Origin of the sequence: Actinocorallia herbida (assembly GCF_003751225.1) — a bacterium.
GTDB lineage: Bacteria > Actinomycetota > Actinomycetes > Streptosporangiales > Streptosporangiaceae > Actinocorallia > Actinocorallia herbida.
In genome coordinates this window covers 4,288,558-4,309,214 of the sequence record NZ_RJKE01000001.1, presented here as the reverse complement: position 1 = coordinate 4,309,214, position 20,657 = coordinate 4,288,558, and the positions used below count along the sequence as shown (strand labels likewise).

Sequence of the window (20,657 nt, the reverse complement as noted above, 5' to 3'; positions counted from 1 at the left end):
CCATGTCCCACCCCGACCACGACAGCGCCGTACGCGCCCTGCTCGACAAGCAGGAGATCACCGAGCTGCTGACCCGCTACCTGCGCTCGGCCGACCGCGGCGACGCCGCGGGCCTCGCCGCCTGCTACCTTCCCGGCGCCACCGAGGACCACGGCGGCGTGTTCACCGGCACCGCCGAAGACTACGTCGCCGACATCACCCCGGTCCTCACCCACCCCCGCGGCCGGACCATGCACTGCATGACCAACGTGCTGATCGACCTCGACGGCGACACCGCCGCCGCCGAGTCCTACGTCGTCACCTTCAGCGCCGTCCGCACCCCCGACGGCCCCGGCAGCAGCTTCGTCGGCGCCCGCATCCTCGACCGCCTCGAGCGCCACGACGGCCGCTGGGGCATCGCCCACCGCGCCCTGCTGTGGGAGTGGAGCCACGACGCCGCCGCCGCCGAGACCTGGCTGTTCGGCATGCTCGTCCCCGACACCGACGTCCTCACCCGCGGCGCCAAGTACCCCGCCGACCCCGTCTACGCCGGCACCGCCCGCGCCCAGGCGAACGGGGCCGCCCAGTGAGCGACCTCAAGGACTTCACCGCCCTGGTCACCGGCGCCAACCGCGGCATCGGCGCCGCGTTCGCCGCCGAACTCCTCGCCCGCGGCGCCAAGGTCTACGCCGGGGCGCGCGACCCCGGCTCCGTCCCCGCCGAACTCCTCGACGCCGGCGCCGAGGCCGTCGCGATCGACGTCACCGACCGCGACCAGGTCGCCAAGGCCGCCGCGGCCTGCTCCGACGTGTCCCTGCTCATCAACAACGCCGGCTACCACGCCGGGCAGCGCCTGGTCCTGGCCGACGACCCGGACGCCGCCCGCCAGGAGATGGAGGTCAACTACTTCGGCCCCCTCAACACCACCCGCGCGTTCGCGCCCGTCCTGGGCGCCAACGGCGGCGGCGCCATCATCAACGTGCTGTCCGTCGCCGCGATCGCCCCCACCCCCTTCATGGGCGGCTACTCCACCTCCAAGGTCGCCACCCTCTACCTGAGCGGCATCACCCGGGACGAACTCGAGCCCCAGGGCACCCGCGTCACCGCCCTCATCGTCGGCTCCGTCGACACCCGCATGGCCGGGCACGTCGCCGGCGACAAGGAGCAGCCCTCCGACATCGCCAAGGCAGGACTGAAGGCGATGCTGCGCGGCGAGCACGTCTGCGACACCGACTGGATGGCCGTGGACTCCCGCGCCCGCCTCGCCCGCGACCCCGCCCGCTACCAGCGCGGCCTGGCCAGGCTCCTGCACGCCACCGAACTGCGGACCGGCCGATGAGCGGGCCGCTCCTCGTCCAGGCCACCGTCGCCGCCGCCGACCTCGCCCCGGCCGCGGCGGCGGCCCGCGCCCTCCTGGGCGTGCCGCCCGGCTTCCCCGACCCCGAACTGGCCTCCTGGGGCATCGTCAACGAGATCCTCGGGCTCGGCGACGGCACCTACCTGGAGATCGTCGCCCCCGCCACGCCCGAATCCGCCCTGCACGGGTTCCTCAAGCGCGGCGAAGGCGGCTACGTCGTCGGCGTGAAGGTCCCCGACACCGACGCACTCGTGGAACGCGCCGCGAAGCTCGGCGTCGAGGTCGCGCACCGGCAGGACTTCCACGGCGCCGACATCGTCCAGTTCAAGCCCGGCAGGCTCGGCGCGATGCTGGAGGCCGACCGGCTGCCCGACGGCGCCCACTGGCACTACGACACCTGGGACACCCCCGCCCGGCCCGCCGACGCCCCCACCGGCCGGCTCCTGGCCGTCGACCTCGCCGTCACCGAACCCGAGCAGGCCGCGGCACTGTGGGCCGAACTCCTCGACGCGGAGCCCGCCGGGCCCACCGCGATCACCGCCGGGGACGCCGTGATCAGGTTCGTCCCCGCCACCGGGCGGCGCGGCCTCGTCGCCGCCGACATCGCCGCGCCCGAGGCCGCCGAGCACACCGTCGCCGGGCTCCTCCTGCGCCTCACCCCGAAGGAGACCGCATGACCCTCCGCGTGATCCAGTGGGCCACCGGCGCGATCGGCAAGACCACCCTGCGCGCCGTCCTGGACACCCCCGGCCTGGAACTCGCCGGACTGTTCGTCTACGGGGACCGCAAGGCCGGCCGCGACGCCGGCGACATCGCCCGCCGCGCGCCCACCGGCGTCATCGCCACCCGCGACCGGGCCGAGATCCTCGCGACCCCCGCCGACGTCGTCATCCACGCGCCCCGCCTCCAGGTCCCCTACGAGACCCACGACGCCGACCTGTGCGCGCTCCTGCGGTCGGGCAAGAACGTCATCACCACCGCCGGCCACCACTTCCCGCGCGCCCACGGCGCCGACCGCGAACGGATGTTCCTGGACGCGTGCGAGGCGGGCGGCACGACCCTGTACGGGGTCGGGATCAGCCCCGGCGTCGTCGGCGAACGGATCGCCCTCGCCCTGACCGGCGCCTGCCTGGACGTCGAGCACGTCCAGATCGACGAGGTCCTGGACGCCAGCCGCGTGCCCGACCCGAACTTCGTGTTCGACGTCATGGGCATGGGCGCCGACCCCGCCACCGTCGACCTCACCGGCGGGGACCTGCCGGTGATGTACGGGATGCTGTACGGCGAGACCCTCGCGTTCATGGCCGAGCGGATGAACCTGCCCGTCGACCGCATCGAGTCCGACCACAAGGTCCGGGCGTCGGTCCGCGACCTCGAAGTGCCCGCCGGGACCATCAAGGAGGGCACCGTCGCGGCCACCGAGTGGCGCTGGCACGTCGTCAGCGGCGGCCGCCGCGTCCTCACCCTCGCGATCATCTGGACGATGGACCCCGACCTGCCCGAATACGCCGGACGCGACCACTGGACCATCACCGTCCAGGGCAGGCCCGGCATGACGATGACCCTCAACCTCATCGAACCCGACGACCCCTCCAGCAGGACCACCGCGGGCCAGTTCATCACCTCCGGACCCGTCATCCGGGCCCTGCACGAGGTCGTCGCCGCCCCGCCCGGCATCTTCGAGCCGCCCGTCTTCGCCCCGTTCGACTTCAAGGGAGGCACCCGGTGAGCGCCACCGCCGTCCAGGAGGCCAGCCCCCACCCGCACTACGCGCTGCACGCCGACGGCACCCGCGTCGAGCGGTTCGCCGACCTGCTGCGCCGCCGCGCCGCCGCCACCCCCGACCTGCCCGCCGTCCTGGAACCCGGCAGGACCACCACGTTCGGGCAGCTCGAAGCACGCGCCTCCCGCGTCGCGCGGGCCCTGCTCGCCGACGGCGTCGGCCCCGGAGACCGGGTCGCCTACATCGGCGTGAACTCCGCGGCGTTCCTCGAGGTCCTGCACGGCGCCGCGAAGATCGGCGCGATCGCCACCGCCGTCAACAACCGGCTGCACCCCCGCGAGGTCCTCCAGATCCTCCGCGACGCCGAACCGTCCGCAGTGGTGTTCGGCGCCGGAGACGGTGGCCTCGCCCCCGAGGCCGGGACCGTCCCGTCACTCGCGCGGGTCGTCACCGCCGACGCAGCCCCCGGCACCACCGGGTACGAGGCGTGGCTCGCGGCCGCGCCCGACGGCGGCGACCCCGGCCACCGGGCCGACCCCGAGGACACCGCGCTCATCTTCTACACCTCCGGGACGACCGGGCTGCCCAAGGGCATCATGCTGAGCGGCCGGAACCTCGGCCAGGCCCTCGCCACCATGCACTACGGCATCGAACTCGACACCACGTCGGTGGCGATGGCGCCGATCCCGTACTTCCACGTCTCCGGATTCGGCCTCGCGATGGTCGCGCTCGTCAACGGCGCAGCCCTCCTCCTGGAACTCGCCGCCGACCCCGAGGGCCTGCGCGACCTGCTGATCGCCCGCCGCGTCTCGCACGCCGCGCTCGTCCCCACCCTCATCCAGCGGCTCATCGCCCTGCCCGGCGTCCAGGACGCCGACTGGAGCGCGCTCAAGTACGTCGTGTACGGGGCGTCGCCCATCCCGCTGCCGGTGATCCACGAGGCGACCCGCACGATCGGCTGCAAGTTCCTCCAGTCCTACGGGCTCACCGAATCCACCGGCGGCGTGACCATGCTCGCCCCCGCCGACCACCTGCCGGAACCCGGGCAGGAACGGCGGCTGGTGTCGGCCGGCAGGCCCATGCTGGGCGTGCCGATCCAGATCGTCGACCCCGAGACGCTGAAGGAGCTGCCCGCCGGGGAGCGCGGCGAGGTCGTCATCGGCGGCGGGCACGTCATGCAGGGGTACTGGCGGCGGCCCGAGGCCACCGCCGAGGCGCTCCTGCCCGACGGGCGGCTGCGCACCGGCGACGGCGGATCCTTCGACGAGGACGGATTCCTCTACCTGCACGACAGGCTCAAGGACATGATCGTCACCGGCGGCGAGAACGTCTACCCGGCCGAGGTCGAGAGCGTCCTCACCGAGCACCCGTCGGTGCTGGAGGCCGCGGTGATCGGGATCCCGTCGGCGCGGTGGGGCGAATCCCCGTACGCGATCGTCGTGCGGCGGCCCGGCGCCCGGCTGGAGGAACGGGAGCTGATCGCGTTCGCCCGGGAACGCCTCGCCCACTTCAAATGCCCGTCCGGCGTCGCGTTCTGCGACGCCCTGCCCCGCAACGCCTCGGGCAAGCTGCTGAAGAACCGGCTCCGCGAAACCCACCGCTGACCCTGCGGGAGTGCGGAAACGGCGCGAGGGGGACGGAATTCCGTCCCCCTCGCGGGCGATGATCAAGGGAAAGGGCACAGACCGCTCCCCTCCACTCTTAACCTATAGCGCATAAGGGGGCTTGCCACAAGACCCCCGTCATGCCCGACAATCGTCGAGCTCAGCGAAATCGACGTGCGGGGGACAGGAATGCGCAGTACAGGGGCGACCTACAGGTCGTGCGGGAACGGGGACACCCGGGCCACGGCGACGGATCGGGGCTGATCACGTGAACCCGCTCACCTCCGGCGTCTTCGCCCTGCCCGGCAACCTCGCCGCCAAGGCCGACCCGAAGCTCATCTCCGGCGACGAGCGGCACTTCGCCGCCATCGACGCCAGCCTCCGGCACGCGATCGGGGAACTGTCCGACCGGCTGGAGGACCTGCGGCTGGCGCCCGGCGGGCTCGGCCAGGCCGCGCTGGACCGCGACCTGGAGATCCACCGGCTCGCCTCCCGCCTGCGCACCCTGCGCCGCTTCGGACTCGACCTGTGCCTCGGCCACATGGTCGGCGACGACGGCGCCGACCCCGTCTACGTCGGCCGGCTCGGCCTCACCGACGCCGACGGCCGCCGCCTCCTGCTGGACTGGCGCTCACCGGCCGCCGAACCGTTCTTCGGCGCCACCCACGCCAAGCCCATGGGCCTGGCCAGCCGCCGCCGCTACCGGTGGACCCGCGGCCGGATCAGCGACTACTGGGACGAGGTGTTCACCGCCGACGGATTCGAAGGGCACGCCGCCCTCGACGACCAGTCCGCGTTCATCGCCAGCCTCGGCACCCACCGCTCCGCCCGCATGCGCGACGTCCTGGGCACCATCCAGTCCGACCAGGACGCGATCATCCGCGCCGGATCCACCGGCGCCCTCGTGGTCGACGGCGGACCCGGCACCGGCAAGACCGTCGTCGCGCTGCACCGCTCGGCCTACCTGCTGTACTCCGACCCGCGCCTGGGCCACCACCGCGGCGGCGTCCTGTTCGTCGGCCCCCACCAGCCCTACCTCGCCTATGTCGCCGACGTCCTGCCCAGCCTCGGTGAAGAAGGCGTCCAGACCTGCACCCTGCGCGACCTCGTCCCCGAAGGCCCCGCCGCCCGCACCGAACCCGACCCCGAAGCGGCCCGGCTCAAGGCGTCGGCGGACCTGGTGAAGGCCGTCGACAAGGCCGTCGCGTTCTACGAGAAGCCCCCCACCAAGGGACTGCTCGTGGAGACCCACTGGTCGGACCTGCGGGTGACCGTCGAGGACTGGGCCGAGGCGTTCCTCGCCCCAGACCCCGGCACCCCGCACAACGAGGCCCGCGAGCGGATCTGGCAGGAACTCCTCACCATCCTCATCGACAAGCGCGGCGACGACGTCCCCGAAGACCAGCTGCGCAGGTCGCTGGAACGCCACCGCGAACTCCACATGGCGCTCAACTCGGCGTGGCCGATCCTGGAGCCGACCGACGTCATCGGCGACCTGTGGACGGTGCCCGCCTACCTGCGGCTGTGCGCGCCCTGGCTCACCCCCGAGGAGATCCGCGCACTCCAGCGCGCGGACGCCGACGCCTGGACGGTGTCGGACCTGCCGCTCCTGGACGCCGCCCGCCAGCGGCTCGGCGACCCCGAGTCCTCCCGCCGCAAGCGCCGTCAGGACGCCGCCCTGGCCGCCCAGCGCGAGCACATGGCCAAGGTCGTCGACACCCTCATCGAAGCCGCCGAACGCGTCGAGCCCGACGAGTCCGGCCACGGCCTGGTCACCATGCTGCGGGGCCAGGACGCCCAGGTCAGCCTGATCGACGAGACCGTCCTGCCCGAGGTGAGCCCGGACATGCTCGCCGGGCCGTTCGCGCACATCGTCGTCGACGAGGCCCAGGAACTCACCGACGCCGAATGGCAGATGCTCCTGTCCCGCAACCCCTCCCGCAGCTTCACCATCGTCGGGGACCGCGCCCAGGCCAGGCACGGGTTCACCGAGTCCTGGCAGGAGCGGCTGGAACGGGTCGGGCTCGACCGGATCACCCAGGCGTCCCTCACCGTCAACTACCGGACCCCCGAGGAGGTCATGGCAGAGGCCGAACCCGTCATCCGGGCCGCCCTCCCCGACGCCAACGTGCCCACCTCGATCCGCGCCAACGGCGTCCCCGTCCACCACGGCTCCACCGCCGAACTCGACGCGCTCCTCGACACCTGGCTCGCCGAGCACACCGACGGCACCGCCTGCGTCATCACCACCGCCCCACTCCCGCCCCGCCCCCGCGTCCGCACCCTCACCCCGGAACTGTCCAAGGGCCTCGAATTCGACCTCGTCGTCCTCCTGGACCCCGACGATTTCGGCGACGGCATCACCGGCGCCGTCGACCGCTACGTCGCCATGACCCGCGCCACCCAGCGCCTGGTCGTCCTCACCACCCCCTGACCCCGGCCCGGCCCCGCCCGGCCCTCACCGGGCGGGGTCACCGCAGGCCGTCCAGGACGGTCAGATCCTCCGGATCCAGCAGATGGTCCGCGCCGCACACGAGCTCGCGCAGACGCGCCGGGTCCGCGGCCGCGGGGACGGCGAGGGTCGCGCGGGAGCGGCACAGCAGCCAGGCCAGCGCGATCTGCGCGCGCGTGGCCTCATACCGGGCCGCCACACCGTCCAGGACGGCCAAGGCGGACGGAGACAAGGAGCCAGGAGCGAGCGGGGAGGAGACCGCGAAGGCGATGCCCTCGTTCTCACACAGCTCAAGGACGTCGTCGTCACGCCCGGCTCGGGCGAACCGCCGCGGTCCGCGGGGTCCGGGGAACACGTCGCGGTGGACGGCCGCCACCGGGGCCACCGCGCAGGCGTCCGCTATCTCCTCCACGCCCGCTCCTCGCAGCCCGAGCCGGCCGACCAGGCCCGCCGCGCACAGGTCGGCGAGCGCGCCGAACGACTCCCGCACCGGCACCCCGTCGGCCGCGCGCAGGTGGACCAGGCCGATCCGGTCGGCGTCCAGGACCCGCAGCATCCGCTCCACCTGCCCGCGCAGGCTCTCCGGCCGCGCGTGCGCGCCCTCCGCCGCACCGACCGTCACAGCCAGGACCACCTCCCGCGGGTAGGGGTGCAGTGCCTCCCGCACCAGGTCCCCGGCACCGGCGCCCACCTCGAAGTAGGTGATCCCGAGCCGCAGTGCCCGCCGCAGCACCGCCCGCCCCGCCTCGGCGCCGCCCGCCGGGGCCACCGCCGCACACCCCATCCGGGTGACCACCGGCCCGTCGCCGAGCCGCACCGCGCCGAACCGGCCGTGCCCGGCCGCCCGCTCACCGGAAGGAGACACCGAGGGCCCGCCTCGAACGAACCCGGGAGGACGAGGCCCTCCGGCGCCGTGGCGGGTTCCGGCTCGTCCTGCCGTGCGCGAGGGTCATGGTGGTGATGGTGGCACGCCGCCGGTCGCGCGCGGGCGGATGCAGCGGACGGAGACCATCAGCACCGACCGGTGTGCGCCCTACATGGGTATCGTTCCGAGGTTGACCACCGTCCCGCCGCAGCTGGTCGGGAAGTTGTTCAACGTGCATCCGACTTCAAGGAGCTGATCGGTGCTGGTGCGCACGGTGACGTACACATTGGCGTTGCCCTGAATTGCCACCGATGCGCAGTCCACCGAAATTGCACCAAATGCCGCGGTGAAGTTGGTCAGTGGGGTAGGCGTAGGCGGATTTGTGGCCTCGTTGACCGTTTGGCCGAACACCTTCCCATTGCGGACGGCCACGACGGCCTTCGTCTGGCCTTGGGCGGCCGCTGTACCGACGCACTTGGCAGGACCTGCCGGTCCCGTTGGTCCGGGAGGCCCAGTGGCCCCGTCGGGTCCGGGGGGGCCTGCCGGCCCCATGGGCCCGGTAGGCCCGTCGGGCCCGTCGGGTCCCGGGGGGCCCGCCGGCCCCATCGGCCCGGCAGGCCCATCGGGTCCAGCAGGCCCGACCGACCCGTCAGGTCCCGGGGGACCCGCCGGTCCCATCGGTCCCATCGGTCCGGCAGGCCCATCGGGACCGGCAGGTCCGCTAGGCCCAGTGGCCCCGTCGGGTCCCGGCGGGCCTGCCGGCCCCATCGGTCCAGCAGGCCCGTCGGGCCCGGCAGGCCCGACGGATCCAGGGGGCCCGGGGGGTCCCGGAGGTCCTGGCTTGCCGTGACACTGCTTCCTGTGGCAATCGGGCTCGTTCGAGAATGCGGAGGCCGCGGGAGCGTACGCCGACACCACAATGGCCGCCACTGAGAGGGGAAGCAGGAGCGGGGTCGTGAGCCACGTGAATTTTGACGGCTTGGGGTCGATCATGGCTGGTGTCCAGATCTATATGGGCAGATGGAAAGTGATCATGCAATTCTCAACTACCCCGTGGTCAATGACACCAGGCCAAGATCGGTTCTTCTTATGTCGAGACGAAGGCAATTTCTGGTAGGCGGGTTCCAGGTCCGTCCGGAGATCTCCCCGAGAAGGGCCCGGCGGCGGCGGGTGCGGGGCCGCCGCCGGGCACTGCCCGGGTCAGCCGACCTGGCGGTCGGCGTTGTGCCACCAGGGCTCGCGGAGCTCGCGCTTGAGGAGCTTGCCGGAGGCGTTGCGCGGGAGGGCGTCGGCGAACTCGACGGCGGTCGGGCACTTGAAGTGGGCGAGGCGGTCGCGGAGCCAAGCGATCAGGTCGGCCTCGGTCGCGTCCACGCCGGGGCGGCGGACGACGACGGCGAGGGGCGTCTCCCCCCACCGCTCGGACGGGATGCCGATGATCGCGGACTCCAGGACCGCCGGGTGGCCCGCCAGGACGCTCTCGACCTCGGCCGGGTAGACGTTCTCGCCGCCGGTGACGATCAGGTCCTTGAGCCTGTCGTGCAGGTAGAGGTAGCCGTCGGCGTCCAGGGAGCCGGCGTCGCCGGTGCGGAACCAGCCGTCGGGGGTGAACGCCTCCGCCGTCGCCGAAGGATTGCGCCAGTAGCCCGGCGTCACGCACGGGCCCTTCACCACGACCTCGCCGACGACGTCCGGTCCGGCGAGCTCATCCGTCGCCAGGTCCAGGACCGCGACCCGCATGCCCGGCACCGCCGCGCCCGCCGACCGCAGCCGTCCCGCGACCGGGTTGTCAGGACTGTGCTGGTCGGGGCCCAGCAGCGTCGTCACGCCGATCGTCTCGGTGAGGCCGTAGGACTGGAAGAACTCCGCGCCGAACAGCGCGACCGCCCGCGCCAGGAGGGGCTCGGAGATCGGTGAGGCGCCGTAGACGATCTGGCGGAGCGCGGAGAAGTCGGCGTCCTTGGCGGCGGGCATCTCGCAGATCACCTGGATCACCGCCGGGACCATCGCGGTGTGCGTCACCCGGTGCTCGGTCAGCTGGGCGAGCATGGAGGACGGCGTGGGCTCCCGCGACTGCACGAGGGTGCCGCCCCGCGCGAGGGTGATCAGCGCCCAGCCCGCGCCCGCGATGTGGAAGTACGGGATCGGGACCATGCTGCGCGAGCCCGCGTCGACGTCGAAGCAAGCGCCGAACAGGTCGGCGGCCGAGGCGAGGCCGTCGGCGCTGATCCGCACACCCTTGGGGCGTCCGGTCGTGCCGGAGGAGTACATGAGGACCAGGAGGTCGTCGCCGGAGGCGTCGCGGCGCGGGTCCACGGGCCTGCCGGAGGCGACCCACGCCTCGTACGGCGCGCCGACTTCGATGACGGGCACGTCGAGCCCGGCCAGGGCGGGTGCGTGCTCGGGCGCGGTGACGACCAGGGACACCTCGGCGTCGCCGAGGATCCACTGGATCTCCGGCGGCGACAGGCGGAAGTTCAGCGGGACGAGCGCGACCCCGGCCTTGGCCGCGCCGAACAGCAGCTCGAAGTACTCGGTGGCGTTCCGGTCGAGGTAGCCGACGCGGGAGCCGGGCGGCAGCGCGGACAGCAGGTCGGCGACCCGGTCGGACCGTTCGGCGAGCTCGCCGTAGCGGATCGGGCGGCCGTCTCCGGTGACGGCGAGGGCGTCGGGGCGCGAGGACGCGGAGTGGCGGAGGAGTTCGGGGACGGACAACGGCACGGTGTGCTCCTCACCAGGGGTGGGTGGGGTGGATCAGTCGAGCAGCACGGACACCTCGGTGCCGCGCAGCACCGCGGCGCACTGGTCGCAGGTGAGCCTGATCTTCAGGTCCTGGCCGCAGGCGCGGTGGGTGTAGACGAGGGCGGGGCCTTCGGCGGCGCGGAACCAGCGCTGGCCCCAGTCGATGGCGGTCATGACGGCGGGGAAGAAGGCGCGGCCCTTCTCCGTCAGGCGGTAGTCGGGCCAGTCGGCGCGCTCGGCGCCCGGCGACTGGGCGAAGACGCCGAGATCGCAGAACACCCGCAGCCGGTCGGCGATGATGGTGGGCGGCGCGCCGAGCCACTGCTCGAAGTCGCGGAAGCGCTGCGCGCCCTGGAAGGACGCGCCCAGGAGGGCGGCGGACCAGCGGTTGCCGATCAGCGCCATCGTCTCGGGGAACAGGCCCGCCTCACCGGCGGTCTGCGAGCGGCGGCGGGTGGTCGCGGTGGGGACCGAGCGGCTCCACGTGCCGCTCGGCCCGAATCCGCCGGTGACGTCGCGGGCCTCGGCCGGCCGGCCGCAGGCGCCACAGCCGAACACCGGCCGGAAGTCCTTTCCGCACGTCTGGTGCACCATCCGCGGCAGCCGCTCGCCGTGGTCGGGCACCCACGCGGCCTCCCACGCCCAGATGCACAGCAGCACCGGCCACAGGTCGCGGCCGCGCTTGGTGAGGAGGTACTCGTACCGGCGGGCGCTCGCCTGGTACTCGGCCTTCTCGAACACGCCCATCGCGGTCAGCGACGCGAGCCTGCGGGTGAGAACCGCGTCGGAGATCGGCAGCGCCTCTTTCCAGTCGACGTAGCGGCGGGCGCCCAGCATCGCGTACCGAAGGATCAGCAGGTTCCACTCGTCGCCGATCAGCCCGAGGGTCAGGCCGACGGCGTTGGTGCCGCCGCGCGGGAGCCGGGTGGGCCGGTCCGGCGGGTGCGCCAGTTCGGTGGTCGCCGCTGCCGGGGTAGCGCTCTGCCGGGTCACGAGAGAAGGTCGCCTTTCACAGTCCGACGGACGTCGCCGGAGAATCCGCGCCGGCCCAGCCGGGGATGGCGGATCCGGGCGCCCAGGTGGCGTGCGTGCCGCTGGAGATGCGTTCGGGCAGCAGGAGGCGGGCGAGCGGGCCGTCGGCCGGGCGGGCGGCATCGAAGATCAGACACTCGGAGCGATCTTCGTTCATGTCGGTCGTCAGGGTAACAAGGTAGCCGTCGTCCTCGGCGGTGGATCCGACCCTTGGCGCCATGGCGGGTTCGCTGCCGTAGACGCCTTCGGGAAGGGTGTAGCGCTCTTCCTTTCCCGTCAGCAGGTCGTGCTTGACCAGGCCGTTGAACAGGAACCAGCCCTCGACGCCGCTGGCGGCGTAGGTGTAGCGGTTGCGGCGGCCGCCGTAGGTGTTGTTGAGGACGCCGAACTCGGTGATGGAGTCGGTGAGCCGCTCCTCCCGGCACTGGCCGGTCCGCAGGTTCAGCCGCCAGCGGTGCAGCCGGGTCTGCATCCGGTCGAGGGCGAGGAACCGGAACATCCGCTGGTAGAAGCTGCCGTCGCCGGTGTCGCGCGGCTCGGGGTCGCCCTGGAAGAACCCGTCGAGGACGATCTCGTCGCCCTCCTCGTAGGCGTTGACGAAGTGCAGCACGTAGGTGGGGGCGGCCTCGAACCAGAGGATCTGGGCGGAGGTGCCGCGCCGCGGGATCACGCCGAGGCGCAGCGGCAGGTCGGGCCGGAACCGGGCGGCGTGGTGGCCCTTGGCGAGCAGGTCGGCGTCCCAGAACAGCGGGCAGTCGTTGAGGATCGCGTAGTTCTCGGTGAACGCCATGTCGTGCGGCAGGCGCGGGCCGGGGAGCGGGACCTCGGTGTAGTGGACGAGCCTGTCGTCGGCGTCCACGACGCCGTAGTGCATGTAGGGGGCGTCCTTGCCGTAGTTGAAGAACAGCAGTTCACCGGTGTTCTCGTCCGACTTGGTGTGCGCCGACACCCCGCAGGACGGGAACTCACCGCCCCAGTCGGACTTGCCGAGGGTCTCCAGGGTGAGCGGGTTCAGCCGGTACAGGTCGCCGCACTGGTAGAAGCTGGTGAGGGCGACCCCGGCGTGCACGACCACGTCGGTGCTGGAGGCGTCCTTCATCCTGCCGCGCGCGCCCCAGCCGTCCTGGCGGGGCGATTTCTCGGGGCGGTCGGCGATGCCGGCCCACAGGGGGACGCCCGCCTCACGTTCGGCGATGAGCCCGTCGGTCTGCACGAACCGGTTGCGGTAGAACGCCTTGCCGTCGCGGAACCCGACGGCGTGGATCATGCCGTCGCCGTCGAACGGGTGGTAGCGCTCCAGGGCGGGGTGCACCGGGTTCTCGGTGTTGCGCAGGTACAGGCCGTCGAGGTCGGCCGGGATCTCTCCCTCGACGACGGTGAGGTCGTCGGCCTTCCACTCCGTCGTCTGGGGCCGCCACGGACCGGTCCGGTAGGGGTGGTCGTCGTCATCGGGCAGGGTCGACAGGACCCTGCCGAGAATCTCCACGTCCATGGGGGGACTCCTTCAGTCGGTGCCGATGATGAGGCTGACGGCGGTGGTGGTGCTGCCGCCGATGTTGAGGGTCGCGACCCGGCGGGCCCCGTCCACCTGGGTGGCGCCCGCGGCGCCGGTGACCTGCGCGGCGGCGTCCACGAGCATCCGCACGCCGGTCGCGCCGACGGGGTGGCCGCCGCCGATCAGGCCACCGGACGGGTTCACGGGGATGCGGCCGTCCTTCTCCAGGTCGCCGCTCTCCACCGCCTTCCAGCTCTCGCCGGGCGCGGTGATCCCGAAGTGGTCGAGCGCCATGTACTCCGACATGGTGAAGCAGTCGTGCGTCTCGATCGCGTCCACGTCGGCCACGCCGCCGATTCCGGCGCGGGCGAACGCGTCGGTGACGGTCCGGCGCACATGCGGCAGGACGTAGGCGTCGTCGCGGGACCGCTCGGTCTTCTGGCCCAGCGGCAGGCCGACGGTGCGGTGGCCCCAGCCCTGGACGCGGGCGAGACCGCGCAGCTCGGGGCGGCGGGCGAGGTAGCGGTCGCTGACCAGGACGACCCCGGCGCCGCCGTCGGTGATCTGACTGCAGTCGTGGCGGCGGAGCCGTCCCTCGACCAGGGGGTTGACCTTGTCGTCGGCTGTGAAGCTCGCCTCGGTCAGCTCCCAGCCGCGGGTCTGGGCGAGGGGGTTGGCGCGGGCGTTGCGGAAGTTGAGCTCGCCGATCGCGCGCAGGTGGGCGTCGTCGATCCCGTAGCGGCGGTCGTACTCGTCGGTGAGGGCGCTGAACATGTACGGCCACATGAAGGACGCGTCCTGGCCTTCGTGGCCGACCCAGGCGGCGGCGCCGAGGTGGCGGGCGGCCTGGTCGCCGTGGACGGTCTTCTCCAGCTCCAGGCCGAGGACGAGGGCGACGTCGTAGCGGCCGGACTCCAGGTCGGCCATCGCGGCGAGGATCGCGATGCCGCCGGACGCGCAGGCCGCCTCGTGCCGGGAGGAGGGGACCTCCCACAGCTCGGGCAGGACCGTCGCGGGCATGCCGCCGAGCTGGCCCTGGCCGGTGAACAGCTGGCCGAAGGCGTTGCCGACGTGGATCACCTCGACGTCGCCGGGCTCGATCCCCGCGTTCTGGAGGGTCCGCGTCGCGACCTCCTCGGTGAGATCGGAGAATTCCAGGCCGGCCCGGGACCAGTTGCGCGCGAAGTCGCTCTGGTACCCGCCCAGAACCCATGTTCCAGCGGTCATCTGCTCGCTCCCTCCGGGGGTGGTGCGGCCGGGAGGCCACCCGAACACTTACTACAACAAAGAGAGTAAGCCGTCAATGTACTCGCTGCGGGAGCCCAGTACAGAGCCGAAGTCTCCGCGAAACCGGGCCTTGTCCCGACCGGTGGATCTCACTACATTTAAAAGAGTAACCGAGGAGGAGAGGAGAGGCCGCATGGCCGAGGCCCTCGTATTGGACTACGTGCGGACCGCCCGCGGGAAAGGATCACCGCGCGGGTCCCTGCACGGCATCGGACCGGTCGACCTCGTCGTCCGGCTCCAGAAGGCGCTCGCCGAGCGCACCGACCTCGACACATCGCGCGTCCAGGACGTGGTCGTCGGCTCGGCGTCCCAGGTCGACGAGCAGGGCGCCAACCTCGCCCGCACCGCGACCCTGCTCGCCGGATGGGGCCACGGCGTCCCCGGCGGAGTGCTCAACCGGTTCTGCGCCTCCGGCATCGACGCCGTCGCGCAGACCGCGGGCCGCATCCGCGGCGGTGACCTGAACCTCGCCGTCGCCGGCGGCGTCGAGAGCGTCTCGCGCGTCGCGATGTTCAGCGACCGCGGACCTTTGTGGAACGACCCGGCCACCATCCAGGCCGTCGGCTCGGTCCACATGGGCATCGCCGCCGACCTCAACGCCACCCTCGCCGGCCTGACCCGCGAGGAACTCGACGCCTACGGCGCGGAGACCCAGCGCAAGGCCGCCGCGGGCTGGGACGCCGGCCACCACGACGGCGCCATCGTGCCCATCGCCCTGGACGACGGCACCGTCTTCGCCCGCGACGAACTGATCAGGCCCGGCACCACCCCCGAGGGCCTCGCCAAGTTCCCGCCCGCCTTCACCGAACTCGGCGCCCAGGGCCAGGACGCGATCGCGCTCGCCGCCCACCCCGAAGCGGGCGAGATCCGGCACCTGCACACCGTCGGCACCTCACCCGCGCTCGCCGACGGCGCCGCCCTGCTCCTGCTCGGCGACGCCGACGCCGCCAAGGCCGCGGGGCTGCGGCCCCGCGCCCGGATCGTCGCCTCCGCGACCGCCGCCACCGACCCCGTGATCATGCTGACGGCCGGGCAGCAGGCCGTCGAGGCCGTCATCGCCCGCGCCGGGCTCGCCCCCGACGACATCGACGTCTACGAGTTCGCCGAAGCCTTCTCCGCCCTGTGCCTGAAGCTCCGGCGCGACCTCGGCGTCGGCCCCGACCGGCTCAACCCCAACGGCGGGACCATCGCGATGGGCCACGCCTTCGGCGCCACCGGCGCGATCATGGTCGGCGGGTGCCTCGCCGAACTGGAACGCCGCGAAGGCCGCTACGGCGTCGCCGCGGTCTCCGGAGCCGCGGGCCTGGGCGTCGCGGTCCTCATCGAAAGGATCCCCGCATGAGCGGCCTCGACGGACAGGTCATCGTCATCAGCGGCGGCGGACGGGGCCTCGGCCGTGCCTTCGCCCTCCACCTCGCCGAGCGGGGCGCCCGCCTCGTCGTCAACAACCGCAACCGGATCGTCGACGACCAGGGACTCGGCCCCGCCGACCATGTCGTCGCCGAGATCAGGGCGCTCGGTGGCGAGGCCGTCGCCGAACACGGCGACGTCGCCGACCCCGCCACCGCGCAGAACCTCGTCAAGCTCGCCCTCGACACCTGGGGCCGCCTCGACGGCTGCGTCACCAGCGCCGCCGTCTCCGGCCCCGCCATGTTCCACAAGTCGCCGCCCGAGGACTTCGCCGCGGTCCTGCGCACGAACGTGCTCGGCACCTCCCAGATCGCCGCCGCCTGCGCCGCGGTCATGCGCGAGCGCGGACACGGCAGGATCGTGCTCGTCGCCTCCACCGCGGGCCTGCACGGCGAGCCCACCGTGTCGGCGTACGCCGCCAGCAAGGGCGCCGTCATCGCGCTCGGTAGGACCATCGCCGTCGAAGGCGCCCCGCGAGGGGTGTTCACCAACGTGCTCCTGCCGTACGCGCTCACCCAGATGACCGACCGGGGCATGGACCCCGACCACCGCGGCCTCATGGACGCCGCCGCCGTCGCGCCCCTCGTCGCCGCCCTGTGCGACCCGGCCTCGACCGTCAACGGGCAGGTCATCGTCGCCGCCGCCGGAGGGCTGCGCGTCGCCGACGCCGTCGAGTACGGCACCGTCCGCCACGACGGGCCGCTCGACGGGGCGGGCCTGGCCGCACTGCTGGAGCTCAGCCGCTCCGGCCCCGCCCACTCCTACGTCCACGCCCAGGACGCCTTCCAGGACTTCGCCCGAGAGCTGAGCACCCCGTGAACCTCATCCCCCTGCTGGTCAACCTCGCCGGGACGGCCCTCGCCGTCGCCGTCGCCATGGGCCTCACCATGGCCTACGCCCTGCGCACCCGCACCCACAGCGTCGTCGACGTGGTGTGGGGGCTCGGGTTCGTCGTCATCGCGCTCACCTCGTTCGCCCTGTCGGGCGTGCAGGGCGAGGGCGTCACCGGGCGGCGCGTGCTCGTCCTGGCCCTCACCGCCCTGTGGGGGCTGCGGCTCGGCGCCTACATCTTCCGCCGCAACCACGGCAAGGGAGAGGACCCGCGCTACGCCGCGCTCCTGCGCCGCAACAAGGGCCCGGTCGTGCCGTTCGTGCTGCGGCACATCTACTTCGCGCAGGGCTGGATCATGTGGATGGTGTCGCTGCCCGTCCAGGTGGCGATGTACCAGAACGCCTCGCTCGGCGTGCTCACCTGGCTCGGCGTCGCGGTGTTCGCGGTCGGGTTCCTGTTCGAGAGCGTCGGCGACCGGCAGCTCGCCCGGTTCAAGGCCGACCCCGCCAACCAGGGCAAGGTGATGGACCGGGGACTGTGGGGCTGGACCCGGCACCCGAACTACTTCGGCGACTCCGTCGTCTGGTGGGGGCTGTTCCTCGTCGCCTGCTCCCACTGGACCGGCCTGCTCACCGTCATCGGCCCGGCGTTCATGACCCACCTGCTGGTCAACCGCAGCGGCAAGGCGCTCCTGGAGCGTCAGATGGCGCGTCGCCGCGGCCAGGAGTACACCGACTACCTCGCGCGGACCAGCGGCTTCTTCCCCCGGCCGCCGCGCCGCCCCAAGCCCGCGGCCTGACCCCGCGTTTCCGCACCGAAGACCGGTTCCCCGCCCCGCGGGGAACCGGTCTTCGGTCTCAGAAAGCGGAGAAGTCAGACCAGCCGGGGCCGAGGGTCGGCACGCGCGGCTGGGGCCGCCGCACCTGGGACACCGGCGTTTCGGGCAGCAGGAGGAGCAGTTCGAGGTCGTCCTCGGAATGGCCGGCGAGTTCCCCGGCGAGCCTTTCCACGAACACCGCGGGATCGCCGTTCGCGAGCCGGGGAATGCGGGTCAGATAGGGGAACGGCCGTTGTGCCGCGCGCACTCCGCCGGTGTGCAGGAGGAGGCCGTCGCCCGAGCTGAGCGGCACCCACGTGGTGGTGTACCAGCCGTCGTCGTCCAGTGCCTGGAGACCCAGCGGCAGCGCGGCGGGCAGCGCGTAGGGGTCGGCGCCGCCGGCGTCGCGGACGACGACGGGCGGGGCGTGCCCGCAGCAGGTCACCTCGGCGTCCAGGCCGTGCTTGCCGAACTCGACGAGCACCGCGGTCGCGTACTCCTCTTCGCGGTCGGCCAGGAAGCCGTCGATGCGGAACGCGATGCCCGCGACCGAGGTCTCGTGCATCGCCAGTTCCCGGAAGCCGCGCAGCACCTCGTGCAGGAGGGCGCCGCGATCGGGACCGACCGCGCGCACGGCCGCCGCGCGCACCCCGAAGGGCGAATGGATGACCTCGCACCGGGTCCCGCCCGTGCCGGCGCCATTGGAGGCACGTCTCCTTTCCACCCTGACCGATCCGCAATACGCGGACGTCACCTGTGCGTCGAACGATTCCAATGCCCAGCCTCTCGTGACCAAGCCGAGTGTTCATATTAGCGGTCCGTGAGGCGGTGGACTCAAAGAGCGAACAAGTCGGCATTGCGGGGAGTATCGTCGCAATTCCTCGACGTCACCATCCCCCCAGTGAGCGGAGAACGCATGACCAGGGAAACGCACCCGCGCCGCGGCAACATCTCCACCGATCTGTCGAGTTTCGTGGGCAGGGACGCCGAACTCGTCGCGATCGAACGGGTCCTGCGCACCGAACGGCTGGTCACGCTGACCGGGGTCGGCGGCGTCGGCAAGACCAGGACGGCGCTGGAGGCCGCGGTCACGGCGGCGCCCGACTTCCCCGACGGGGTGTGGGTGGTGCGCCTGTCGCAGCTGCGCGACGGCACCCTGCTGCCGCACCTCATCTGCCGGGAGATGCGGCTGCAGGACCAGACCACGCGGCCGATGGCCGAGGTCCTCGCCGACCGGCTCGCCGGGGCCCGGTGCCTGCTCGTCCTGGACGGGTGCGAGCACCTGCTGGAGTCCTGCGCCATGATGATCATGCTGCTGCTGGGCGTCGCGCCCGGCGTCAAGATCATCGCCACGAGCCGGCAGCCGCTCGGCGTCCGGGGCGAGTCCCGCATCGACCTCACGCCCCTGGCCGCCGACCGGGAGGCCGTCCAGCTGTTCGCCGAACGCGCCGCCGCCGTCGCCCCCGGCTTCGCGCTCACCGAGGCCACCCGCCCGATCGTCGCCGGGGTCTGCGCGCACCTGGACGGCATCCCGCTCGCGGTCGAGCTCGCCGCCGCGCTCGTCGCGGAACTGCCCGTCGCCGACCTGGGCGCCCGCATCCAGGACAGGTTCGCCCTGGAGACCGAGCGCAAGCGCGGCGGAGGCGCCCCGGCGCACCACGCGACGCTGTGGACGGCCATCGGCTGGAGCCACGAGCTGTGCACGCCGGAGGAACGGCTGCTGTGGGCGCGCCTGTCGGTCTTCGCCGGGTCCTTCACCTCCGCCACCGCCCAGGACGTGTGCTCGGGCGGCCCCCTGACCCCCGAGGACGTGCGCGGCACGCTCGCCCAGCTCGTCGACAAGTCCCTGGTCAAGACCCGCGACGGCAGGTACGCCCTGCTCGACACCATCGCCGAGTTCGGCGCGCACTGGCTGCGCGAACTCGGCGAGGACCGCGCCCTGCGGCTCGGCCACCGCGACCACTACCGCGCCGCCGCCCGGCACGCGTTCGGCCTGTGGTTCACCGCCGGCCAGGCCGACCTCGCGCAGCGCTTCGCCCAGGACTTCGCCGACCTCCAGGTCGCGCTGGAGACCTGCTTCACCGAGCCCGGCGACGCGGTCCTGGAACTGCTCGGCGCGCTGTGGTTCTTCTGGTACTGCTGCGGCCACCAGCGCGAAGGCCGGCACTACTTCGAGCGCGCGCTCGCCCACGACGCGACCCCCGGCTACCACCGGATGCGCGCGTCCTGGGCCTACGGGCTCGTCGTCCTGGCCCAGGGCGACGTCGAGGCGTGCAACGGCGCCGTCGAGATCTGCACCTCCGCCGCCGTCGGCGAGGACAAGCCGCCGACCGGGGTGTCCGCGCGCGCCTCGGCCTACCTGCGCGGCACCGCGTGGTCCATCCGCGGCGACGCCGACCTGGCGATGCGGATCGTCGCGCCGTTCGACACGCTGCCCGAGGCCGGCGGAGCGCACGAGGCCGAGGGGATGCGGGAGGCGACCGCGCTGATGGTCCAGGCGTGCGTGTCCTACATCCACATCGTCCGCGGCGACTACGCGGAGGCGGTCGCGCTCGCCCGCTGGATCCGGGCCGAAGGGGAGCGGCGCGGCGAGTTCAAGTACCGGTCCTGGGGCGACTACATCTGGGCGCTGGCCGCGCTCGGCACCGGCGACCTGCCGACCGCGGTCGACCACGCCCGCCAGGCGCTGGAGGCCAACCGGCGGCTCGGCGACTACTGGGGCATGGCCCTGGTCCTGGACTCCCTCGCCCTCGCGCTCGCGGGGCTGGGCGAGAGCGAGCAGGCCGCGACGGTCCTGGGCACCGGCGAGCAGGCCTGGCGCGCCACCTTCGGCACCGCCCAGTTCGGCTCGCCCGAACTCGCCGCCGCCCGCCAGGCCTGCGAACAGCAGATCCGCGCCGCCATCGGCGACGCCGACTACGAGAAGGCGTTCCTGTCCGGCCTGGACACCCCCCTGACGCCCGCCCTGCCCACGGTCTGACGGCCCGGCGGCCGTCCGCACCCCGAGATCCCGACGCCGGTGGGGAGGACCGGAAACGGGATCTCGGGTGACGGGACGGGCC

Annotated in this window: 17 protein-coding genes; 10 read left to right on the top strand and 7 right to left on the bottom strand. The window is 72.9% G+C overall.

Annotated features, from left to right (window positions below; all coding sequences use genetic code 11):
• Positions 1–2: 2 nt before the first annotated feature.
• From EDD29_RS19905 to helR, 6 genes are all read left to right on the top strand, one after another.
• Entirely contained in the window at positions 3–569 is a 567-nt protein-coding gene (locus EDD29_RS19905; RefSeq protein WP_211359802.1) for a nuclear transport factor 2 family protein, read from the top strand.
• Positions 566–1,318, top strand: a complete 753-nt coding sequence (locus tag EDD29_RS19900; RefSeq protein WP_123665859.1) for an SDR family oxidoreductase — start codon at positions 566–568, stop codon at positions 1,316–1,318. Before EDD29_RS19905 ends, EDD29_RS19900 begins: the two co-directional genes overlap by 4 nt.
• On the top strand, positions 1,315–2,013 hold the full coding sequence (locus tag EDD29_RS19895; RefSeq protein WP_123665858.1) for a VOC family protein: 699 nt from the start codon (positions 1,315–1,317) through the stop codon (positions 2,011–2,013). The genes EDD29_RS19900 and EDD29_RS19895 overlap by 4 nt, the downstream gene beginning before the upstream one ends.
• Complete coding sequence (locus EDD29_RS19890) at positions 2,010–3,065, top strand: NAD(P)H-dependent amine dehydrogenase family protein (protein WP_123665857.1); 1,056 nt, start codon at positions 2,010–2,012, stop codon at positions 3,063–3,065. Before EDD29_RS19895 ends, EDD29_RS19890 begins: the two co-directional genes overlap by 4 nt.
• Positions 3,062–4,663, top strand: a complete 1,602-nt coding sequence (locus EDD29_RS19885) for a long-chain-fatty-acid--CoA ligase (RefSeq protein ID WP_123665856.1) — start codon at positions 3,062–3,064, stop codon at positions 4,661–4,663. The genes EDD29_RS19890 and EDD29_RS19885 overlap by 4 nt, the downstream gene beginning before the upstream one ends.
• A gap of 268 nt (positions 4,664–4,931) precedes the next feature.
• Positions 4,932–7,097, top strand: a complete 2,166-nt coding sequence (gene helR / locus EDD29_RS19880) for an RNA polymerase recycling motor ATPase HelR (RefSeq protein WP_123665855.1) — start codon at positions 4,932–4,934, stop codon at positions 7,095–7,097.
• A gap of 37 nt (positions 7,098–7,134) precedes the next feature.
• Here the strand turns inward: helR and EDD29_RS19875 are convergent, their stop codons facing one another.
• The 6 genes from EDD29_RS19875 to EDD29_RS19850 all read right to left on the bottom strand — a co-directional run bounded on the left by EDD29_RS19875 (position 7,135) and on the right by EDD29_RS19850 (position 14,476).
• Entirely contained in the window at positions 7,135–7,980 is an 846-nt protein-coding gene (locus EDD29_RS19875) for an aldo/keto reductase (RefSeq protein ID WP_148086026.1), read from the bottom strand.
• Between the two features lie 168 nt (positions 7,981–8,148).
• Positions 8,149–8,412, bottom strand: a complete 264-nt coding sequence (locus EDD29_RS46995; protein ID WP_246053756.1) for a hypothetical protein — start codon at positions 8,410–8,412, stop codon at positions 8,149–8,151.
• A gap of 768 nt (positions 8,413–9,180) precedes the next feature.
• Positions 9,181–10,701 carry an AMP-binding protein gene (locus EDD29_RS19865; RefSeq protein WP_123665852.1) on the bottom strand — a complete coding sequence of 507 codons (1,521 nt, stop codon included), beginning with the start codon at positions 10,699–10,701 and terminating at the stop codon, positions 9,181–9,183.
• 33 nt (positions 10,702–10,734) lie between these two features.
• Entirely contained in the window at positions 10,735–11,715 is a 981-nt protein-coding gene (locus EDD29_RS19860; RefSeq protein ID WP_211360435.1) for a winged helix-turn-helix transcriptional regulator, read from the bottom strand.
• Between the two features lie 16 nt (positions 11,716–11,731).
• Positions 11,732–13,246 carry a carotenoid oxygenase family protein gene (locus EDD29_RS19855; protein WP_123665851.1) on the bottom strand — a complete coding sequence of 505 codons (1,515 nt, stop codon included), beginning with the start codon at positions 13,244–13,246 and terminating at the stop codon, positions 11,732–11,734.
• A 12-nt stretch (positions 13,247–13,258) separates the two neighbouring features.
• Complete coding sequence (locus EDD29_RS19850; RefSeq protein WP_123665850.1) at positions 13,259–14,476, bottom strand: acetyl-CoA acetyltransferase; 1,218 nt, start codon at positions 14,474–14,476, stop codon at positions 13,259–13,261.
• Positions 14,477–14,669: 193 nt separating this feature from the next.
• Here EDD29_RS19850 and EDD29_RS19845 point away from each other — a divergent pair, with 193 nt between their 5' ends.
• The 3 genes from EDD29_RS19845 to EDD29_RS19835 are packed head-to-tail and all read left to right on the top strand — an operon-like array spanning position 14,670 to position 17,577.
• Entirely contained in the window at positions 14,670–15,878 is a 1,209-nt protein-coding gene (locus tag EDD29_RS19845; RefSeq protein WP_123665849.1) for an acetyl-CoA C-acyltransferase, read from the top strand.
• Entirely contained in the window at positions 15,875–16,765 is an 891-nt protein-coding gene (locus EDD29_RS19840; protein ID WP_123665848.1) for an SDR family NAD(P)-dependent oxidoreductase, read from the top strand. The genes EDD29_RS19845 and EDD29_RS19840 overlap by 4 nt, the downstream gene beginning before the upstream one ends.
• The gene (locus tag EDD29_RS19835; protein ID WP_246052865.1) at positions 16,762–17,577 is read left to right on the top strand and encodes a DUF1295 domain-containing protein; all 816 of its coding nucleotides are present in this window, start codon (positions 16,762–16,764) and stop codon (positions 17,575–17,577) included. The genes EDD29_RS19840 and EDD29_RS19835 overlap by 4 nt, the downstream gene beginning before the upstream one ends.
• 58 nt (positions 17,578–17,635) lie before the next feature.
• On the opposite strand, the gene EDD29_RS19830 is transcribed toward EDD29_RS19835, so the two are convergent.
• Positions 17,636–18,319, bottom strand: a complete 684-nt coding sequence (locus EDD29_RS19830) for a SpoIIE family protein phosphatase (protein ID WP_148086025.1) — start codon at positions 18,317–18,319, stop codon at positions 17,636–17,638.
• 192 nt (positions 18,320–18,511) lie between these two features.
• Here EDD29_RS19830 and EDD29_RS19825 point away from each other — a divergent pair, with 192 nt between their 5' ends.
• Complete coding sequence (locus EDD29_RS19825) at positions 18,512–20,575, top strand: ATP-binding protein (RefSeq protein WP_123665846.1); 2,064 nt, start codon at positions 18,512–18,514, stop codon at positions 20,573–20,575.
• Positions 20,576–20,657: the final 82 nt, after the last annotated feature.

Coding starts and splice junctions, on each gene's coding strand:
- EDD29_RS19850 (WP_123665850.1), bottom strand. CDS start 14,476: ATGACCGCTGGAACATGGGTTCTGGGCGGGTACCAGAGCGACTTCGCG.
- EDD29_RS19845 (WP_123665849.1), top strand. CDS start 14,670: ATGGCCGAGGCCCTCGTATTGGACTACGTGCGGACCGCCCGCGGGAAA.
- EDD29_RS19840 (WP_123665848.1), top strand. CDS start 15,875: ATGAGCGGCCTCGACGGACAGGTCATCGTCATCAGCGGCGGCGGACGG.
- EDD29_RS19895 (WP_123665858.1), top strand. CDS start 1,315: ATGAGCGGGCCGCTCCTCGTCCAGGCCACCGTCGCCGCCGCCGACCTC.
- EDD29_RS19855 (WP_123665851.1), bottom strand. CDS start 13,246: ATGGACGTGGAGATTCTCGGCAGGGTCCTGTCGACCCTGCCCGATGAC.
- EDD29_RS19905 (WP_211359802.1), top strand. CDS start 3: ATGTCCCACCCCGACCACGACAGCGCCGTACGCGCCCTGCTCGACAAG.
- EDD29_RS19825 (WP_123665846.1), top strand. CDS start 18,512: ATGACCAGGGAAACGCACCCGCGCCGCGGCAACATCTCCACCGATCTG.
- EDD29_RS19890 (WP_123665857.1), top strand. CDS start 2,010: ATGACCCTCCGCGTGATCCAGTGGGCCACCGGCGCGATCGGCAAGACC.